At 62.8% G+C, this 18,811-nt stretch carries 16 protein-coding genes and 1 pseudogene; 8 read left to right on the forward strand and 9 right to left on the reverse strand.

Features of this window, described 5'->3' with window-relative positions; genetic code table 11:
* Nucleotides 1–28 precede the first annotated feature (28 nt).
* Complete coding sequence (locus U5822_RS09860; protein ID WP_322855455.1) at nt 29–202, reverse strand: DUF6435 family protein; 174 nt, start codon at nt 200–202, stop codon at nt 29–31.
* 225 nt (nt 203–427) lie between these two features.
* Here U5822_RS09860 and U5822_RS09865 point away from each other — a divergent pair, with 225 nt between their 5' ends.
* On the forward strand, nt 428–2,368 hold the full coding sequence (locus U5822_RS09865; protein ID WP_322855456.1) for a methyl-accepting chemotaxis protein: 1,941 nt from the start codon (nt 428–430) through the stop codon (nt 2,366–2,368).
* 27 nt (nt 2,369–2,395) lie between these two features.
* Here U5822_RS09865 and U5822_RS09870 read toward each other — a convergent pair whose 3' ends face one another.
* The gene (locus tag U5822_RS09870) at nt 2,396–3,361 is read right to left on the reverse strand and encodes an NAD(P)H-dependent flavin oxidoreductase (protein ID WP_322855457.1); all 966 of its coding nucleotides are present in this window, start codon (nt 3,359–3,361) and stop codon (nt 2,396–2,398) included.
* A gap of 120 nt (nt 3,362–3,481) precedes the next feature.
* Between U5822_RS09870 and U5822_RS09875 the strand changes: the two genes are divergently transcribed.
* The 3 genes from U5822_RS09875 (at nt 3,482) to U5822_RS09885 (ending at nt 6,120) form a co-directional block, all read left to right on the forward strand.
* Nucleotides 3,482–4,204 carry a DsbA family protein gene (locus U5822_RS09875; protein ID WP_322855458.1) on the forward strand — a complete coding sequence of 241 codons (723 nt, stop codon included), beginning with the start codon at nt 3,482–3,484 and terminating at the stop codon, nt 4,202–4,204.
* A 140-nt stretch (nt 4,205–4,344) separates the two neighbouring features.
* Nucleotides 4,345–5,364: an oxygen-dependent tRNA uridine(34) hydroxylase TrhO gene (trhO, locus tag U5822_RS09880; protein ID WP_322855459.1), complete on the forward strand. Its 1,020-nt coding sequence runs from the start codon at nt 4,345–4,347 to the stop codon at nt 5,362–5,364.
* Between the two features lie 21 nt (nt 5,365–5,385).
* A complete protein-coding gene (locus U5822_RS09885; protein WP_322855460.1) occupies nt 5,386–6,120 on the forward strand; it encodes a DUF481 domain-containing protein in 735 nt (244 codons plus the stop codon).
* On the opposite strand, the gene U5822_RS09890 is transcribed toward U5822_RS09885, so the two are convergent.
* The 4 genes from U5822_RS09890 to U5822_RS09905 form a co-directional block, all read right to left on the reverse strand.
* On the reverse strand, nt 6,121–7,068 hold the full coding sequence (locus U5822_RS09890; RefSeq protein WP_322855461.1) for a YbgA family protein: 948 nt from the start codon (nt 7,066–7,068) through the stop codon (nt 6,121–6,123).
* 80 nt (nt 7,069–7,148) lie between these two features.
* Entirely contained in the window at nt 7,149–9,386 is a 2,238-nt protein-coding gene (locus U5822_RS09895; protein ID WP_322855462.1) for a glycosyltransferase, read from the reverse strand.
* Nucleotides 9,383–10,441: a lysylphosphatidylglycerol synthase transmembrane domain-containing protein gene (locus U5822_RS09900; RefSeq protein ID WP_322855463.1), complete on the reverse strand. Its 1,059-nt coding sequence runs from the start codon at nt 10,439–10,441 to the stop codon at nt 9,383–9,385. Before U5822_RS09900 ends, U5822_RS09895 begins: the two co-directional genes overlap by 4 nt.
* A 71-nt stretch (nt 10,442–10,512) precedes the next feature.
* On the reverse strand, nt 10,513–11,172 hold the full coding sequence (locus tag U5822_RS09905; RefSeq protein ID WP_322855464.1) for a GntR family transcriptional regulator: 660 nt from the start codon (nt 11,170–11,172) through the stop codon (nt 10,513–10,515).
* A gap of 213 nt (nt 11,173–11,385) precedes the next feature.
* Here U5822_RS09905 and U5822_RS09910 point away from each other — a divergent pair, with 213 nt between their 5' ends.
* Together U5822_RS09910 and gloA are read left to right on the forward strand one after the other, a co-directional pair.
* Nucleotides 11,386–12,525, forward strand: a complete 1,140-nt coding sequence (locus U5822_RS09910; protein ID WP_322855465.1) for an alkane 1-monooxygenase — start codon at nt 11,386–11,388, stop codon at nt 12,523–12,525.
* A 473-nt stretch (nt 12,526–12,998) separates the two neighbouring features.
* Nucleotides 12,999–13,541 (forward strand): lactoylglutathione lyase, encoded by a 543-nt coding sequence (gene gloA / locus U5822_RS09915; protein WP_322855466.1) that lies wholly within the window; start codon nt 12,999–13,001, stop codon nt 13,539–13,541.
* 10 nt (nt 13,542–13,551) lie between these two features.
* Here gloA and U5822_RS09920 read toward each other — a convergent pair whose 3' ends face one another.
* The 3 genes and pseudogenes from U5822_RS09920 to U5822_RS09930 form a co-directional block, all read right to left on the reverse strand.
* A complete protein-coding gene (locus U5822_RS09920; protein WP_322855467.1) occupies nt 13,552–14,508 on the reverse strand; it encodes a DMT family transporter in 957 nt (318 codons plus the stop codon).
* A pseudogene (locus tag U5822_RS09925) lies at nt 14,505–14,621 on the reverse strand (LUD domain-containing protein); the annotation flags it as partial. The gene U5822_RS09920 and the pseudogene U5822_RS09925, both read right to left, overlap by 4 nt.
* A gap of 165 nt (nt 14,622–14,786) precedes the next feature.
* A complete protein-coding gene (locus tag U5822_RS09930; protein ID WP_322855468.1) occupies nt 14,787–15,056 on the reverse strand; it encodes a ComEA family DNA-binding protein in 270 nt (89 codons plus the stop codon).
* Nucleotides 15,057–15,809: 753 nt separating this feature from the next.
* Between U5822_RS09930 and urtA the strand changes: the two genes are divergently transcribed.
* The gene (urtA, locus tag U5822_RS09935) at nt 15,810–17,108 is read left to right on the forward strand and encodes an urea ABC transporter substrate-binding protein (protein WP_322855469.1); all 1,299 of its coding nucleotides are present in this window, start codon (nt 15,810–15,812) and stop codon (nt 17,106–17,108) included.
* A gap of 97 nt (nt 17,109–17,205) precedes the next feature.
* Complete coding sequence (gene urtB / locus U5822_RS09940) at nt 17,206–18,810, forward strand: urea ABC transporter permease subunit UrtB (RefSeq protein ID WP_322855470.1); 1,605 nt, start codon at nt 17,206–17,208, stop codon at nt 18,808–18,810.
* The last annotated feature ends 1 nt before the right edge of the window (nt 18,811 follow it).

Genomic DNA, 18,811 nt, shown 5'->3' on the forward strand with positions numbered 1-18,811 from the left:
CCAGAGTCATCGCCTTAGTGGCGGCCGATCACTTGCCATCGGACAGATTCTGGATCTCCCGGTAGATCTTGTCGGCTTCTTCCATCAGGTCACCGTGGGTCCGCAGATCGCCGTTGCGCTGGGCGTGCAGGGCTTTCTCCAGTTTTTCCTCGTAGGCTTTCTGAAGTTTTTTCTTGGGGTCGGCTTTGAACAGTCCAAACATACCCTGTCCTCATTGGCTAAATGTCTGAAGAATTACGGGGTCGGCGGGCAATAGTTCACCACGGCCCGCGAACCTCTGCAATGTCCACCCATGACCTGCAACAAAAGCCTACACAAAAACGCCCGCCCCATGGCTCACGTTTTGCTACAACTGGTCGTTACCCAAGGCAACGGACGCCCTAAAAGAATGAAGGACAGCACCGCATAACACGTTGACGGAGTCATTATGTCCGCACCCTTTATCAAACAGCTGGTCACAAGCCGGCTGCTGAGACCGGTTTTCCTGATCCTGGTTGTTGCCGGTCTGGTGCAGGTGGTGGTCAGCCAGTGGCTGATCTCGAATCAGGTCGAGCGCCTGGTGGACACGGCCGGATCGGCCCTGGAAGCCAGCAGCAATCAGGTCAGCGAATCCTTCGGTGAGACCCGGGAGGACGTCCGCGGGCGCCTGCAGGCCATGCGGGAGAAGACCATCGATGAACTCGCCAACGAGCTGACGGTGCAGCAGACCGAACAGCAGGAGCGGGTGGCCAGCAACGTGCGCACGGCGGTCATGGCCGAGGCCCAGGGTCTGGCCAATGTGCTGGCGGCGGTGGCGGCGCCGTTGATCTGGGACCGGGACATCCCGCGGCTGACCGACCTGGTGGAACTGGCCGATGCCCGGGAATCGGTGCTGTTCGCCATCTACTACGACCAGTACGGCGAGCGCATGACCCGGTACGTTGATCGAACCGACGACCGGGTTCGCACCCTGATGGAGCAGGGTGAGGGCCGCGGTGCTGCAAATCGGGTCCTCGACGCCGCCAGTCGCGACCCCAACGTGGTCATCATCACCGCGGACATCAAGCCCCAGGGCTCGGCCATCGGCCAGCTCAAGCTCGGGCTGTCGCTCGAGGGCATCAACCGGGATCTGGCCCAGCTGGAGCAGGAATTCAGCGCCACCATTGCCGGCAGCATCGATGCCTCTCGCCAGACCCTCGACGCCGCAACCGAGCAGGTCAACCAGCGCCTGCAGCAACAGCTGGCGGATATGGACGCCACCACCCAGGCGCGCATCCAGAGCACCGTTGAGTCCCTGAACCGGGAAGCGGCCAGCCTGTCCGCGGACCTGTCGCTGCTGACCATCGGCTCGGTGCTGGTGCTGATTCTGCTGGTTGCTGCCGTGCTCGGCGGCGGCCTGCTGCCCCGGGTGTTGCGCCTGAGTTCGGCGATCTGGGGGATTGCCGATGGCGAGGCCGACCTGACCCGCCGGGTCTCGCTGAAGGGCAAGGACGAGCTGACCGAGATGGCCCGGGGCATGAACCAGTTCATCGCCCGCATCCAGGAGCTGGTGTCCGATGTCAAAGCGTCGGCGGAAACCGCCGCCGGTCAGGCCCGGGAGCAGGGCGAAGTGAGTCGGGATGCGGTCTCGGCGGTGAACCACCAGCAACAGGAGGTGGCCGAGGTGTCGGACACCATGGCGGCCATGTCCCAGAGCATCTCCGAGGTGGCCGACAGTATCCAGGAAGTGGCCGGTTCGGTGCAGACCATCGGTGCCGAGAGCGAGGCGACCGCGGGCATCTCCCGGGATGTCCGGGACCGGCTGGCCGCGGTGGTGCGCAACGTCGAGCAGGCGGTGTCGGCGGTCAATGAACTCAACACCCAGAGCACGGAAATCACCTCGGTGCTGTCGGTGATTGGCGCCATCGCCGAGCAGACCAATCTGCTCGCCCTCAACGCCGCCATCGAGGCGGCCCGGGCCGGCGAGTCCGGACGCGGTTTTGCCGTGGTCGCCGATGAGGTGCGCACGCTGGCCAGCCGGACCCAGGAATCCACCACGGAGATCGAAGCCATCATCGAGCGCCTGCAGCGGGGCAGCCGGCAGGCGGTGTCGGTCATCGACCAGGTGTCCGGGCAGGTGGCCGAGTCTTCCACGGAATTCCAGAAGGCCGATGCCCATTTCGAGCAGATCAACCGGTTGTTGGGGGATTTGCAGGAGCGGGCGCTGACCATCTCCTCGGTGGCCGAGGAAGAAGGCCGCCACGCCGGCAAGGTCAGTGTCAGTGTCGAGGGCATTGCCCGCTCGTCGGAAACCACGGTGGACGCCATCCATCGCTCCGACACCGCCAGCCACCGGATCGGTGAGCTGCTGGCGGCGCTTCAGGCCAAGGCGTCGCAGTTCCGGGTCTGACCCACGGCAGGCTCCGGTTCGGGCGGCTCAGTCGAGCAGCCGGGCCCGGGCTTGCTGGTATTCGTCACTCAGTCGCTGCACCAGGGCCTGGACCGTCAGGACGTCGTGAATCTGGCTGACGCCCTGGCCCGCCGACCACACCGTCTTCCAGGCCTTGGCCTCGTCGTCCACCGGTTTCAGCTTTTCTCCGTAATCGATGTCGCCGGCCTGGTGCAGTTTGTCCATCGGGTAGCCAGCCGCTTCCAGGCTCTGGCGCATGAAGCTGGCGGGTATCCCGGACACCGCCGGGGTGTGGATGATGTCGGCGGACACGGCCTCAATGATCATGTTGCGGTAGGCGTCGTCGGCCTGGGACTCTTCGGTGTTGATGAAGCGGGTGCCCACGTAGGCCAGGTCGGCGCCGAGGGCCTCGGCGGCCAGAAGGTCCTCGCCGTGGGACAGGCCGCCGGCCAGCAGGATGAGGCCATCGAAGACCTCGCGGATCTCATGCACCAGCACGAACGGGTTGATGGTGCCGGCGTGACCACCGGCACCGGCGGCGACGGCAATGATGCCATCGACCCCGGCCTCGGCCGCCTTGCGGGCGTGCTTCTGGTTGGTGACGTCGTGAAACACCAGGCCACCGTAACCATGGACCGCGTCCACCACCTGGCTGGCCGCACCGAGGGAGGTGATCACGATGGGCACCTCATGCTTCACGCACAGCTCCAGGTCCGCCTGCCAGCGCGGGTTGGTCCGGTGCACGATCAGGTTCACCGCGTAGGGCGCCAGGGTCGACTCCGGCTGGTCCTGGCGCAGGCGCGCCAGTTCCGTGTTCATCTGCACCAGCCAGGCCTCAAAGCCCTCGCTGGTGCGCTGGTTCAGGGCCGGAAAACTGCCGATCACCCCTTCCCGGCAACAGGCCAGGGCCAGCTCCGGACCGGAGATCAGAAACATCGGCGCCGCCACCAGGGGCAGACGGAGGTTGCGGGAGAGATGTGCAGGTAAGGCCATGAGTTTTCCTTAATTTTTGTTGGAACTTTTTTAAGATATAAAGGATCTTAGCTTGCCTTGGCGGCCCTGAGAACGGTCGCCGGTTACCAAAAATCCGTCAACAACGAGAAGGAGCCCGCAATGGGTGAAGCCAAACGTCGCAAGGAAACCGGTGCCCCGGCACCCCGCAAAGCCAGCAAAAAGCCCCTGTACCTGGGCGCGGCTTTACTGGTCCTGGCGGCCGTCGTCTTGGGACTGTTCTTTCTCACCGCCCAGCCGGAACCCACGTCCGATGAGTTGCCGGTTGCCGGCGCCAACGCCGAGCCGTTCCCGGCCGAACTGGACCAGTACGGTGTGTCTGTTGGTCCCGAGGACGCCCCGGTGGTGGTGCGCGAATTCGCCGATTACCAGTGCCCGGCCTGCGGCCGGTTCTCCGACGCCAGCCAGCAGCTGAAGCAGCAGTATGTGGATGCCGGCAAGGTGCGTTTCGTCTTTTTCGATCTGCCACTGCAGCAACACCAGAACGCCATGCCCGCGGCCATGGCAGCACGCTGTGCCGGGGACCAGGGCGGCTACTGGGCCATGCACGATCAACTGTTCGATGCCCAGAGCGAGTGGAGCAGCTCCGGTGACGCGACCGCCACCTTCACCCGCTACGCCGGTGACCTGGGCCTGGACGAGCGCCGGTTCCAGCGTTGCATGACCACCGAGCTGCACCGAGAAGACGTCGAGCAGAGCCGCCGCATTGCCATGCAACTGCGGGTGACCAGCACGCCCACGGTGCTGGTGGACAACATCCGCCTGACCCGCCCCGGCTGGGGCCAGCTGTCCGCCGTGGTGGAGCGGGAACTGGCGAGCGAGTAACGGCGCGCGGACGGCCCGATCCGGCTACACTTGATTGCACGCCAGAGTTGGTTAAAATTTGCGCCCTCCCTGGCTTCGGTCAGTGAACGAACAGACCAACCCATGCTCCGGATTTACGGTCCGGCCCGCAGGAGAAATGAATGAGCAATGATGTTGTTGTCTGCGCGCTGTACAAGTTCGCAGTCCTGAACGATTACCAGTCCCTTCGCCAGCCCCTGCTGGACCTGATGCTGGAACAGGATGTGCACGGCACCCTGCTGCTGGCGCGCGAGGGCATCAATGGCACCATCGCCGGCAGCCGCGACGGTATCGACGCGGTCAAGGCCTGGATCGGTGCCGACGCCCGGTTCGAGGGCATCGACTACAAAGAGTCCTTTGTGGACATCCAGCCCTTCAAGCGCACCAAAGTGAAGCTCAAGAAGGAAATCGTCACCATGGGCGTGGACGGTGTCGACCCCAAGCGCATCGTGGGTACCTACGTCGAGCCGAAGGACTGGAACCAGCTGATTTCCGATCCGGACGTAGTGCTGGTGGACACCCGCAACCAGTACGAGGTGGAAATCGGCACCTTCCAGAACGCCGTTAATCCGGCCACCGACACCTTTCGGGAGTTCCCGGACTACGTGAAGCAGAACCTGGACCCCGTCAAGCACAAGAAGGTGGCGATGTTCTGCACCGGCGGTATCCGCTGCGAGAAGTCCACGGCCTACCTGAAGGAACAGGGCTTCGAGGAGGTCTACCACCTCAAGGGCGGCATCCTGAAATACCTGGAGGACGTACCCCAGGAAAACAGTCTGTGGCACGGAGAGTGCTTCGTATTTGATGACCGGGTCACGGTGAACCATCAACTGGAGCGGGGCGAGTACGACCAGTGCCACGCCTGTCGGCGCCCGATTACCGAGGCCGACAAGGAGCGCCCGGAGTACGAGCAGGGGGTCAGCTGCCACCAGTGCATCGATTCCCTGACCGAGGAACAGAAAGCCCGGTTCGCCGAACGGGAACGCCAGATGCGTTTGGCGCAGGAGCGGGGCGAGGCCCACGTCGGTGGCGAAGCGGCGCGCATCATTGCCGAGCGCAAGGCCCGGAAAAAGGCCGAGCGCGAGCAACAGGCCCAAAAAAGTCTGGCCGGCGAAAGGTCCCGGAACACCCAGGGCGCCTGAGCCGGCTCACAGGGAGACGTTATGCAGCTCAGAAACGCAGTGGCCGTGGCGCTGATTGGCGTCTCGCCCCTGGCCCAGGCCAGTGGTGAGGATGACAAGGTGGGTGCGGAATTCGAGTTGGGGGTCCTGGTGACGTCCGGCAACACCGAGGAAACCAACTTCAACAGCCGCTTTGCCATCACCCAGGAGTCCCGGCGCTGGCGCAACACCGGCGAACTCAGCGCTCGGCACACCGAGGCCGAGGATGAGACCACCGCCGAGCAGTACAAGGCCGAAGGGGAAACCAACTACAAGCTGGACGAGCGCCAGTACTGGTTCCTGCGCGGGGCCTGGGAGGATGACCGGTTCTCTGGCTACGCCTTCGAGTCATCGTTGACCACCGGTTACGGTAATCGCCTGTGGGAGTCAGGGGAGAAATCCTTCTGGAGCGTTTCCGCCGGTCTCGGTTACCGGTACAACCGGTTCGACGAGCCCGATGAGAACGGCGAAGAGGCGGAAGATTCGGCCATTGCCCGTTTCGCCACCCAGCTCGATTACGCCATTTCCGACCGGGCCCTATTCCGCCAGAAGCTAAGCACGGAAGTGGGCCTGGAAGACAACAACACCATCAGCGAGTCGGAGACGGCGTTGCAGGCCAACGTGGTCGGCAACCTGTCGATGAAGACTGCGTTCCGGGTCAAGCATGTCTCCGATCCGCCGGTAACCAAAGAGCGGACCGACACTGAGACCGCCCTTACCCTGCTGTACACCTTCTGATCAGACGTTGTTTCTCAGCCCCAACTCGTCCGGGTAGGGCGTCAGGTACTGTTGGGCGCTGAGATAATCCACCGGTTCCCGGCGCTGGGCCATACGCAGCAGCGTCATCGGGACCACCAGCGGCACCTCGCCGCGCCGGTACGCCTCCATCTGCTCAATCAGGACCTTGCGGTCCTCCTCGCCCAGGGCCTCCCGCAGGTAGCCCATCAGGTGCTGCATGGCGTTCATGTGCGAGCCCCGGCTCACTTTCTTGGCCATGGCTTCCATGAACAGCTCGATGTAGCGCTCGGCGATGGGCGCCAGCGGCTCTGATTTCAGGTCCGCCAGCATGGGGCCCAGCTGACGATAGATCTTCTCGCAGTGGGCCAGCAGCTGGAATTTGTGACGGGTGTGGAACTGGATGAGGGCCTTGGCGCTCAGGTTGTCGCCGGCCACGTTCTGCATCCAGTCGTCGTAGGCGAAGACCCGTTCGATGAAGTTCTCCCGGATCATGTCGTCGTTGAGGCGCCCCTCTTCCTCCACCGGCATCAGCGGGTAGGTCCGGATCAGCGCTTCGGCGAACATGCCCCGGCCATCGCGCCGGGTCACCTGGCCGCCTTCGTTGTGGACCTTGATGCGCTCCATGCCGCAGCTCGGGGACTTGGCCATCAGGATGTAGCCGCGCAGATCGGCCAGGGTCGGCATCACCGAATCGATGAAATTCTGCATGGCGTCGGTGTGATCGGCGCTGCCCTTGGTTTCAATCAGGCGCAGGCCATCGGCATACTCGCGCAGGTGAATGGCGGGGCGGGGCACGCCCAGCCCGGCTTCCAGTTCGGGGCAGATGGAGCGGAAGTCGAAGTGCTTGGACAGCACCTTGGTGCAGTAACGGGAGTGTTTGTGGCCGCCATCGTGGCGGACTTCCTTGCCCAACAGACAGGTGCTGATGCCGACGGGAATCTGGGTCACGTAATCTCTCCGAATCTGAAAAACCGCCTCTGATTTACGTGATTTCAGTCTAAACCGATCAGGCGCCCGGGGTGAACCGGTCAGTGGTCCCAGGGCCGGTGTTTCTTCTTCTCCACCAGGGCCAGGGTGCTGGCGTAGATACCGCGCACGTCCCGGGCGAACTGCTCGACCGAGAAGTCCTCGGCAAACTCCAGGGCCTGCCCGGACAGGGTCTGGCGCAGGTCGTCCTCGACCAGCAGGCGCTCGACCGCCGCCACCCACAGTTCCTGCTTTTCCGGGGTCTTGAAACCGTTGAAGCCGTCCCGAACCACATCGTCGATCCCGCTGGAGCGCACTGCCACTACCGGCAGGCCCGCGGCCATGGCTTCCAGGATCACCATGCCCTGGGTTTCCGACTTGGAGGCAAACAGGAAGGCATCCCCCAGGTGATACCAGAGCGCCATCTCTTCCGGCGGCACTGCGCCCACCAGGGTGAAGTGCTGTTGCAGCCCGAGATCGTCGATCTTCTGCTGCAGCCGGTCGCGCTGGTGGCCGTCGCCGATCATCAGGAAGCGGAAGGGCACGTCGGTCTGGCGGCGCAGGGCCTCGATGGCCTCGATCATGAAATCGATGTTCTTCTCGTTGGACAGCCGGGAGACGCTGACGAACACCCGCTCGTCGGTCAGCCCCAGCTCGTCCCGCAGGCGCTCGACGTCAGCCTCGGCCACTTGCTGGAAGCGCTGGTACTCGATGCCGGTGGGCTGGACGTAGGTCGGGGTTTTGACCCCGATCATGCGCAGGTATTCCTCGGTCGAGTAGGTGGGCACGATCACGCCGTCACACTTGTTGGCAAAGCGCTTGATCAGGGCGTGGGAGATCAGGTTGCGGAACAGCATGCCGGGCAGGGGCACGAAGTGGGCGTAATGCTCCAGCCGGGTGTGGTAGGTGTAGATGGCCGGCACCTTCAGGGTGCGGGCCAGGAACAGCCCCAGGGAGCCGAGCCAGAACGGATGGTGTAGGTGGATGATGTCGGGCTTGAAGGTCCGGACCGCCTGACGAATGCGGGCCAGGAAGATGTTGGCCAGGCGGAACTCGCGCTTCTCGCCCATGGCCAGCAGTGACGGCACCCGCAGCACCAGCTCTTCGTAATCCGGCTGATCCTTGTAGCGCGGCGCGACAATCAGCAAGGCATCGCCCAGGCTCTCCAGGCCCCGACGCAGGCGTTCGATGGAAATCGGCACGCCGCCAATGAACGGCAGGTAGTTGTTGGTGAACATCACTACCCGCAGCTTCTTCTCCAGCCAGGGCGACGGGTCCAGATCGTAATCCGGGTAATAGTCCCGGCCGATGAAAATGGTGGTGTAGAGCTTGATGGTGATGGCCAGCAGCACCGCCAGAATCAGGATGAAGTTCAGGTAGCCGGAGTAGATCAGTGAGTAGATGAAGAACCACAGGCTCTCCAGCTGCTTCAGCACCGGGTGCTGGCCCACTTCCAGCGGCTCCAGGGTGTGGCTGACGGTGCCGTCGGCGGCGACCTTCACCCGCACGAAGTGGTAGAAGCTGGTGTCGTTGTTGAGCACCAGCCCGCCGGCGCCGCCGGTGGTGATGAAGGTGGTCCCGCTCTCGACCGTCTCGGAGTACAGCGACAGGTTGGCGGAGAACACCAGGTCGATGCCGTGGCGCTGGATCTCCTGCATCAGGGCCCGGCGGAACTCCGGCGGCTGCAGGTAATCGTCGCGCTGGTCGAACGGCGCATTCTGGTCCGGCTCCACCGGCGGGTGGCCCAGGAACAGGATGCGGGCCTTGGAGCTGTCCTGGCTGAGCAGGTCGTTGAGCCAGCGGATCTGCCACTGCCAGGGGGTCTTGCCGGTGCTGTCCAGGAAGATCAGCCGGCTGTTGCCGGCCAGGATGCTGAAGAAGTGCGGGCCGAAGTGGTCGTAGAAGCGGAAGCTGCCGAAGTCCTCGTACTCGTGGGCACCGAAGGTCAGCAGGTAGGGAATCTCCAGGTGGCTCAGGCTGCCATACAGCGCCCGGTACTTGTCCTCGCCGCCGCCGCTGACCGCATTGCCGGCGGACACCATGAAATCCAGGCCCGAGGCGTTGAGCTCGGGCACGATGCGCTCCTCGAAGATGCCGATGGAATTGTTGATGTTGCCGACCACGGCAAAGCTGATCGGCTCGTCGGCCGGAAGGCTGCGCTGGATGCGCTCGACCTGGTCGGTGTGCAGCCCCTTGTAGTCTTCCATGAACAGGTTCAGGTAGGTCTTGTAGCCGATCAGCATCAGCACGACCAGCACGCACAGATAGAACAGCAGCTTCAGCGGATTGCGGAAGATCATTCCGGGTACCTGCGTTCTTTCATGAGTTCCCTCTGCAATACGAACAGGCCAATGATCATGCCCAGGTAGATGGTCAGCAGGCGCCAGCTCACCGTCACCAGCACCAGGTGATTGCCTGACAGAATATCCCGAAAGAAGCTGCCAAAGACACCTTCGGAAATGCCCGAGGCGCCCGGCGTTGGCGCGAAGTACATGACGAAGGTGGTGACCACCAGCAGCCCCAGGGAAACCAGGTAGTCGATGTCGTAACCCAGGCTGACCATAAGAAGCGCCGGGAAGCTGAACAGGCTGAGCAGGAACAGGGCGGTGAACAGTACGGACAAGAGCACGAACAGCGGCCGGCCCTTGATGTAATCACCAAAACTGTCGGAGAACCGCAGCATCTCGCGCCGGGCCTTGAACTGCCAGCGCCGGTGGCGGGCGTCGCTGATCAGGTGCAGGCGCCGGAGCATGACCAGAAGCTGGGTCAGTGGCGCGATCAGCCAGTGGGTGCGGAACAGCAGGATGGCGAAAAAGGTCAGGTACAGGCCGATGAACACCGCCAGTGCCACGCCGATGCTGCCGGTCACGCTGTGATCCTTCAGGGCCTGGAGCGTCAGCAGGAACACCGGCGTCAGGGTGAAGATGAACAGCACCGCCAGCACGGTGCGGATGGTGGTGGCGGCGGTGGCCCGGCCCATGGGCACACCGTGGCGATGCAGGTACCATATCTGGGCAAAGCCGCCGCCGGTGGCCATGGGCGTCACGTTAGAGAAAAACAGGTTGATGAACACCAGGCGGAGCAGCACCCGGAACGGCAACCGGTGCCCGAGTGCCCGCAGGGTGAAATGCAGCCGGAGGCCATCGGAGGCGAAATACACCAGCAGCAGGGCGCCGGCCAGGAGCAGGGTAGACGGGGCAACCAGGCGGGGGTCGAAGGTCAGGCTGCGGCCGGCGAACTGGTCGTACACCGTGTACAGCCCCGCCGCGGTCAGGGCCATGAAGATCAGACTGAAAACGGTGAGGCGCCGCCAGGAAGTCCGTTTCGTGTAGTCGCTGTCAGTAGAGTCGGTCATGGGCTGCCCGTCAGGTTAAGCAGCCAGTTTACAGGAGGTTAGGCGAGGTTTGTCCAGTCTGGCCCGGGCCCTCAGGAGGTCAGCGCCTGCCGGATGAGGGCCTTCTGGTGTTCGGCAAAGTCCCGGATCAGGGCCTGTGCCGCGGCCGCATCGCGGGCCAGCACCGCCTCGGGCAGCCGGGTGAAAAACTGGCTGGTCTGGGCCAGGCCGCGGCGGTACCGGTCCGCGCTCAGGTAATAGGCGCGGCTGACTGCCGGCTTGAAGTTGGACAGGGCCTCGGTCAGGTAGGGGTTATTCACCACCTCGCAACAGGTTTCCATCACCCCGAAACTGGCCTCGACAATGGCAGTGATGTCGGTCTCGGGCTGCTGCACCCGCGTCACCACGCTGGCCACGGCGGTCAGCATGCGCTCCCGGTCCGGCTCCTGCCAGCGCTCGCACAGCCGGCTGACCAGCATCATCAGCAGGTGCATGTAGACGTCGTACAGTTCCGAGGCATGCTCGGCGTCGAGCCGGGTGGCGCAGGCGCTCTTGCGCGGGGTGATCTCCACCAGATGCCAGCGCTCCAGGGTAAACAGCGCCTCCTTCACCGAGGCCCGGCTCACCTTCAACTGGGTGGCCAGGGTCGCTTCTTGAATGCGCTCCCCCGGACGGATCTGACCGGTCATGATCCGCTCCGCCAGGTAGTTGGCAATCTGCTCCGCCAGGGTATTGGGCACCTGAAAATCCATGGGGGTCTCTGCGTTGTTTCCGTTACGTCCTGAGGCCCAGCTTATCACAGGCCTGCGATGACAAAGCCACAAGCGCCTGAGTTGCCGACGTTTTTGGTGGCTGATCAAAAAAACTGCGATTCCGTGTTGACGACTGCTAAATTGTAGGACAATAATGCAGTTGTGGATAGGCGATTGCTTGCCATCAACAACAACGTCGCAGGAGAGAGTGTTATGAGTACCCGCCAACTTATGGTCAGCCGGGAGGCCACGCGCAGAAGGATTCTGCTGACCCTGAAAAAATACAGCTACCTGATCGCCATGGTGCCCCTGGCCCTGCCGCCGCTGCTGCTGGCCGCCGGTCAGGCCACGGACCTGGTGAATCTGTTCGCCTGGGGCGTGCCGGTGGTGGTGTTCGGAATCATTCCCGTGCTCGATCTGCTGCTGGGTAAAGACGCCCTGAATCCGGACGAAGAAGCCGACGTGCCCCAGATGAACAGCGAAGCCTTCTATCGCTTCATCACCCTGGGCTGGGTGGCCGGCTTCGCGGCTCTGCTGGTGTGGAGCATGCTGCAGCTGGCGTCGGGTATGTTTTCGGTCGCCGGTGGCATTGGCTGGATCTTCTCCGTCGGCATCGTCGGCGGCCTGGGCATCAACGTGGCCCACGAACTGATTCACAAGGACGGCAAACTGGAAACCCGCGCCGGGGGCTTCCTGCTGTCACTGGTGTGCTACGCCGGCTTCAAGGTCGAGCACCTGCGTGGTCACCACGTGCACGTGTCCACGCCTGAAGACGCGTCTTCGTCCCGCTACAACCAGTCCCTGTACAACTTCTTGCCCCAGGCCTACCTGCGTAACTTCCTGAACGCCTGGAAACTGGAAGCCCAGCGCCTGGAGCGTAAAGGCCAGAAGGCCTTCAGCTGGCGCAACGAATTGATCTGGTGGTACAGCGTCAGCGCGCTGGCCCTGGCCGGCTTCACCCTGGCGTTCGGCTGGCTGGGCGCGGTGTTCTTCCTGGCCCAGAGCTTCATCGCCTTCACCCTGCTGGAAATCGTCAACTACCTGGAGCACTACGGTCTGCACCGCCGCAAGCTGGACAACGGCCGCTACGAGCGCACCACACCGGAGCACAGCTGGAACAGCAACTACTTCCTGACCAACGTGTTCCTGTTCCACCTCCAGCGCCACAGCGACCACCACGCCTACGCCAAGCGCCGCTACCAGGTGCTTCGGCACCACGAGGTCGCGCCGCAGCTGCCGGCCGGTTACGCCACCATGATCGTTCTGGCGACCATCCCGCCACTGTGGAAGCGCATCATGAATCCCCGGGTTGAGGCTTATTACCGGGGGGAGGAGCATCAGCTGGCTTCCTGATTTTGGTGGTTGGCTTTGGTTTTTTTGGACTTGGGGGGCGGTGGCGACCGGGGGTATTTTTCTCCAGAACCATCGCCAACTCGCTTCGCTCAGACAGCGATGGTTCTTCCGAAAAACACCCCCGATCCCCACTTGTTACCGAAGTAAGGGGCGTTTGAGAAAAAGAAAAGAGCTAAAGAAAAAAGCCAAAGAATAAAAAATAGCTTTGTAGTGGTTTAACAATGGAAGTATGACGGTGGGGGTATGGGGGGTGGTTTCTGCAGGGAAAACCGGGTGTCCGAGCGCAGCGAGTTCCGGTTTCCCGGAAGAAACTACCCCCCATGCCGCCGCCAGCCCCCAAGCCTGCCTCGCCAACCCCCAAGCCTGCCCCACCAGAAACCAGCACCAAGGCCGACGAAAGCTCACCCTTGAAATCCCTTTGCAACGCACGCAGGTATAACCTTTACATCCTGCGAGCAAAGAAGGGAAAAACCATGCCCAAGCATTTCGAACAGGCCGCCGGCCTCTACGAAGATCCGGTCCCGGAAACCGAAGGTTTCGTCTTCAACCAGACCATGATGCGGATCAAGGACCCAGAGCGCTCCATGGATTTCTACACCCGGGTGATGGGCATGCGTCTGGTGCGCAAGCTGGACTTCCCGGAGATGAAGTTTTCGCTCTACTTCCTGGGCTACCTGGACGACCGCCAGGCCAATCAGGTGCCATCCGACGACGATTACCGCACCACCTTTACCTTTGGCCGCGAGGCCATGCTCGAGCTGACCCACAACTGGGGCACCGAGGACGACAAGGACTTCGCCTACCACAACGGCAACGACCAGCCCCAGGGCTTTGGTCACATCGGCATTGCCGTGCCGGATGTCTACGCCGCCTGCGAGCGTTTTGAGCATCTCGGGGTCGAGTTTGTGAAGAAGCCGGACGACGGCAAGATGAAAGGCCTGGCCTTTATCAAGGATCCGGACGGCTACTGGATCGAGATCCTGCAGCCGAACATGATGCAGCAGCAGGCCAAGTAACCCGGCCTGCTCATTTTCCGGTATCGGCCTCAGTGCCGGTACCGGGCTTCCCGCCATACCGCGAGGCCACGATCACGGCCGCCGTCAGGATCAGTGCCCCGGCAATGCCGATCGGGCCCAGTATCTCTCCCAGGAACACCCAGGCCAGCAGGGCCACGAACAGCGGTTCGAGCGTCACGATGATGCTCGAGAGCGTCGCCGGTGTGGTCTGCATGCCGCTGAAGAAACTGATGTAGCCGATGCAGGTGGGCACCACGCCGATGTAGGTGACCATCAGCCAGTGCTGCACGCCAAGCGTCTTCAAACCTTCGAAACCGCCGGACAGCCACACCACCGGGAACAGGATGAGCGCGGCGGTGAAGAAGCAGATGAACGCCGTAGTGAACACCGGTGTGCCCGCCGAGCTGTAGCGGCTGGTGAGGGTGAAGCCGGTGTACATCATGGCCGCGAGCAGAGCGATCAGGATGCCCGCCAGGCGCAGGGTGCCGGTGGTGTCCATGTCGCTGAGCACCAGCATGGCGGTGCCGACGATGGCGGCGATCAGTGACAGGACGGTCAGCAGGCCCGGTTTCTCGCCCAGCAGTGGCGCGGCGAGCAGGGCGACGAACACCGGCGGCAGGCACAGGGCAATCAGGGTGGCGATGCCGGCGCCGGTCAGGTCCACGGCCAGCAGATAGCTGCCCTGGTAGAGCGCCTGGAACAGGCCGAGCGCGGCCAGGGGCACCAGGGCCTTGCGGCTCAGGTGGCGCAGCGAGCTGCCAGGTACCGGCTGGCCGGGATTGGCCCGTTGCAGACGGCGTTGCTCCCGCCGCATCAGCAGCCAGAAGAACGGCAGGGCGACCACCAGGCGCAGGAAGCCCAGGGTAATGGCTTCCAGTTCCGTGCCGGTGAACAGGAATTTGGCAACAATGCCCGTGGTCGCCCACAGCATGGCCGCCAAGGCGATCAGCAGTGCACCTCGAATCATTCAATAACCAACACAATCAGCTGTTTGGGGCCGCGAACGACATCAGCCAGGGATTGCTCAATGTCGGCGGTTTTGGATCGCCCGGAGACTAGCAGGGCATGGGGGGGCACGCCAGTGTTCCGGCTCGGCCCCATCCGTTTCGAGGGCAATGGTGTAAATCTGGCAGGCCCGACTGGTGTTATTTCGCCGGTGAGGGTGGGCGTTGGGTCGGAGGTGGGCGCTTTACTGGCAGGGGAGGTAACACCGGCAGTGGTTTGAGCCACTGCCGGAGGCTACGCTTACTTCACGGTCAGGCGGTCGGCGTTCTTCTCGACGGTGCGAGCGCCAATGCCTTTTACCTGGGCCAGATCGGCCGGGGCCTGGAAGGGACCGTTGGCTTCGCGGTAGGCGACAATGGCTTCGGCCTTGCTCTGGCCAACGCCGGTCAGTTCCGCCAGGGTGGCCACATCCGCGGTGTTGATGTTGATGGCGACCGGTTCGGCGTGAGCAAAGCCGGTGAACAGGCTGATCAACAGAACGAGGGTGGCAATAAAGGGAGTGCGTTTCATGAGGGTGAGTTCCTGATGCTGAGTTATCGTCGTTTTTGTGGTGTCGGGACGCAACCAGCTGGAACGAGTGCACGGACAGGATCACGCTCCTTGTGACCCCGGTCTCCGTGGCTGACCCCTGCCTGATCCTTCAGGCCATGCACTCATCCTAAGCGCGTCTTCCTTGCAGTCATCCTTGTACGCCCAATTCCTTCGGGCAACTCCAATCCCTGGAGTGTCGTCCTTGCGCCAACGATCCATGCTGGCCTGTCATCCCTGACAACTCTCATTCTAGTCGGCACCCGTCGGCGCAACACCGGAGATTCGCGCCATCGTGTGTGCGACATTTCCTACGCCGCTGTGAGTGGTGATCGGGCGCTAAAACTGAATTTAAATTCAATACTTGCGCGGGGTTTGGCGTCGAATTCTGGCGCACCAGGACAGGGCGGGCGACCCCGATCGGGGCGCCTGAACAAGTATCTATTTTGAATGTAATTTAACCAGGTCTTCGGCAGCGGGAAATGGTAGATCTATGAAATAAAAAGATTTATGGATTTCGCGTCGGGCCCAGTGCACTAAGCCGGGGCGAACGTGCACCAGCTGTCCATGTTTTGGTGCATTGAAATGGGGCGCTGGGTGGGGCAGTGCGCTCCCTTTGGTTGGTCAAGTTGTTGAAATGGCGGGAAATGCCGGGGAGCTGGAACGGCTGATGCACAGCAGAGGTGCGTTTAAGACGATCTGCACAACATCTCCGATAATGAAAAGGATGACGAAATGAGCATCAAGAAACACGTGAAGCTGGGCCTCTCTGCACTCGCCCTGTCCATCTCCTTTAACTCCGTTGCCGCCGAAGACCCGATCAAGGTCGGTATCCTGCACTCCCTGTCCGGCACCATGGCGATCAGTGAATCCACCCTGAAAGACACCATGCTGATGCTGATCGAAAAGCAGAACGAAGCCGGCGGTGTATTGGGCCGTCAGCTTGAGCCGGTGGTGGTCGACCCCGCTTCCAACTGGCCGCTGTTTGCCGAGAAGGCCCGCGAACTGCTGGCGAAAGAAGAAGTGGACGTGATCTTCGGCAACTGGACCTCCGTGTCCCGTAAGTCCGTACTGCCGGTGGTGGAAGAATTGAACGGCCTGTTGTTCTACCCGGTCCAGTACGAAGGTGAAGAATCCTCCGAGAACGTGTTCTACACCGGCGCCGCGCCCAACCAGCAGGCGATCCCGGCGGTGGACTACCTGATGAACGACATCGGCGTTGAGCGCTGGGTCCTGGCCGGCACCGACTACGTCTACCCGCGCACCACCAACAAGATCCTCGAGACCTACCTCAAGGACAAGGGCGTGGCCGCTGACGACATCATGATCAACTACACCCCGTTTGGTCACTCCAACTGGCAGGCCATCGTCTCCGACATCAAGAAGTTCGGCAGCGCCGGCAAGAAGACCGCCGTGGTCTCCACCATCAACGGCGACGCCAACGTGCCGTTCTACCGCGAGCTGGGTAACCAGGGCATCGACGCCGCCGACATCCCGGTCGTTGCCTTCTCCGTGGGTGAGCAGGAGCTGTCCGGCATCGACACCGGCCCGCTGGTCGGCCACCTCGCGGCCTGGAACTACTTCATGAGCGTGGACACTGACGCCAACTACGACTTCATCGATGCCTGGGTTGAGTACACCGGCAACGAAGACGCCGTCACCAACGACCCGATGGAAGCCCACTACATCGGCTTCAACATGTACATCGAAGCGGTCAAGAAAGCCGGTACTGCCGACGTGGACGCGGTGAAAGACGCCATCATCGGCGTGAGCGTACCGAACCTGACCGGCGGCTACGCCACCATGATGCCGAACCACCACATCACCAAGCCGGTGCTGATTGGCGAGATCCAGGACAACGGCCAGTTCTCCGTGGTCTGGGAAACCCCGTCCACCGTCGCGGGCGATGCCTGGTCTGACTTCCTGCCGGGTTCCAAGGACCTGATCAGTGACTGGCGCAAGCCGCTGTTCTGCGGCAACTTCAACGTGGTTACCGGCACCTGTGGCGGTAAAGCCGACGTTGCGGCCAACTGATCGCTGAGCGTTCAGCACTGAGAACACCTGCGGGCGGTGGCCTGGCCCCGCCCGCAGTCATCAAGCACCACACCCATCTCACGGACAGGACGCAACCATGGGCATCATCCGATCGCTCAGCCGGCTTCTGCTTGTCGGTTTCCTGCTCTGGCCCGCGCTGACGCTGGCCCAGCTGGAAGACTCAGAAGCGCAACAGCTGCTTACCGCCCTGGCGGAATCATCCTTCAAAGAAAAACCCGACGTGATCAACCGCATCGCCGGCAGTGGCGATGACCGCGCCCGCGGTTGGCTCGAAGCCTTCGCCAGCAACAAACTCGGCCGCATCGAATCCAGTGGCCAGTTCATCGTTGTGCTGTCCAACCGGGGCCGGGACTGGACCGTCGAAAGCGCCCTCAGTGGCGACACCCTGGGCGAGATCTCCCGCCGGGACATCGACACCATCCGGGTCAACAACGCCCTGCGCAACGAGCTGGAAGGCATCCTCTCAGTCATTGACCTGAAGAGTCCCGATGAGGACCTGCGTTTATCCGCCGCCCGCGCCCTGAAAGGCAGCGTGGACGGCACCCTGGCCGAGCGCCTGCCGGAACTGATCGAGGCCGAAGACAGCGCCTCGGTCGCGGACGCGCTCACCGAAGCCCTGGCCATTTACCAGGTGGCCGAGCAAGGCGATGTTGCCGCCGTGGCCACCTTGTCCGGCAGCCTCAACGCCGAGGCCCGCGCGGCCCTGCAGCAGGCCGTGCGCGGCGATAACGCCGAACTGTCGGCGGCCGCCAGCAAGGCCCTGGACAGCATCGAGCAGAAATTGAAACTGAACCGCGCCGCCGAGACCCTGTACTTTGGCCTCTCGCTCGGGTCGGTGCTGGTGCTGGCGGCCATCGGCCTGGCCATCACCTTTGGCGTCATGGGCGTGATCAACATGGCCCACGGCGAGCTGATCATGCTCGGCGCCTACACCACCTGGGGCATGCAGCAACTGCTGCCGGGCCAGCCGGGCCTGGCGCTGCTGCTGTCCATTCCCGCCGGCTTCCTGGTTGCGGCCCTTGCCGGCATCGCTATCGAGCGCTCGGTGATCCAGCACCTGAAAGGCCGGCCGCTGGAAACCCTGCTAGCTACCTTCGGCGTTAGCCTGATCCTGCAGCAGCTGGTGCGCACCCTGATTTCACCCTTGAACCGCACGGTGATTACCCCGGACTGGATGAGTGGCTCGCTGATGATCAACGAAGCCCTGTCCCTGACCCTGAATCGCCTGTACGTCATCGGCTTCGCCCTGGTGGTGTTCGCCGGGCTGATGCTGATCATGCGCAAGACCCGGCTCGGCCTGGACGTGCGCGCGGTCACCCAGAACCGGGCCATGGCCCGCTCCATGGGCATCAAGGCCACTAAGGTGGACATCCTCACTTTCGGCCTGGGCTCCGGTGTCGCCGGCCTGGCCGGGGTGGCCCTGTCGCAGATCACCAACGTCGGTCCCAACCTGGGCCAGAGCTACATCATCGATTCGTTCATGGTGGTGGTGTTCGGCGGCGTCGGCAATCTGTGGGGCACGCTGCTGGCGGGCTTGTCCCTCGGCACCATCAACCAGCTGCTGGAGCCCTGGGCGGGCGCGGTGCTGGCCAAGATCCTGGTGCTGGTCCTGATCATCCTATTCATCCAGAAACGGCCGCGCGGACTCTTCCCGCAAAAAGGCCGCGCAGCAGAGGGCTGAT

Origin of the sequence: Marinobacter qingdaonensis, assembly GCF_034555935.1 — a bacterium.
In the GTDB taxonomy this organism is placed as follows: domain Bacteria; phylum Pseudomonadota; class Gammaproteobacteria; order Pseudomonadales; family Oleiphilaceae; genus Marinobacter; species Marinobacter qingdaonensis.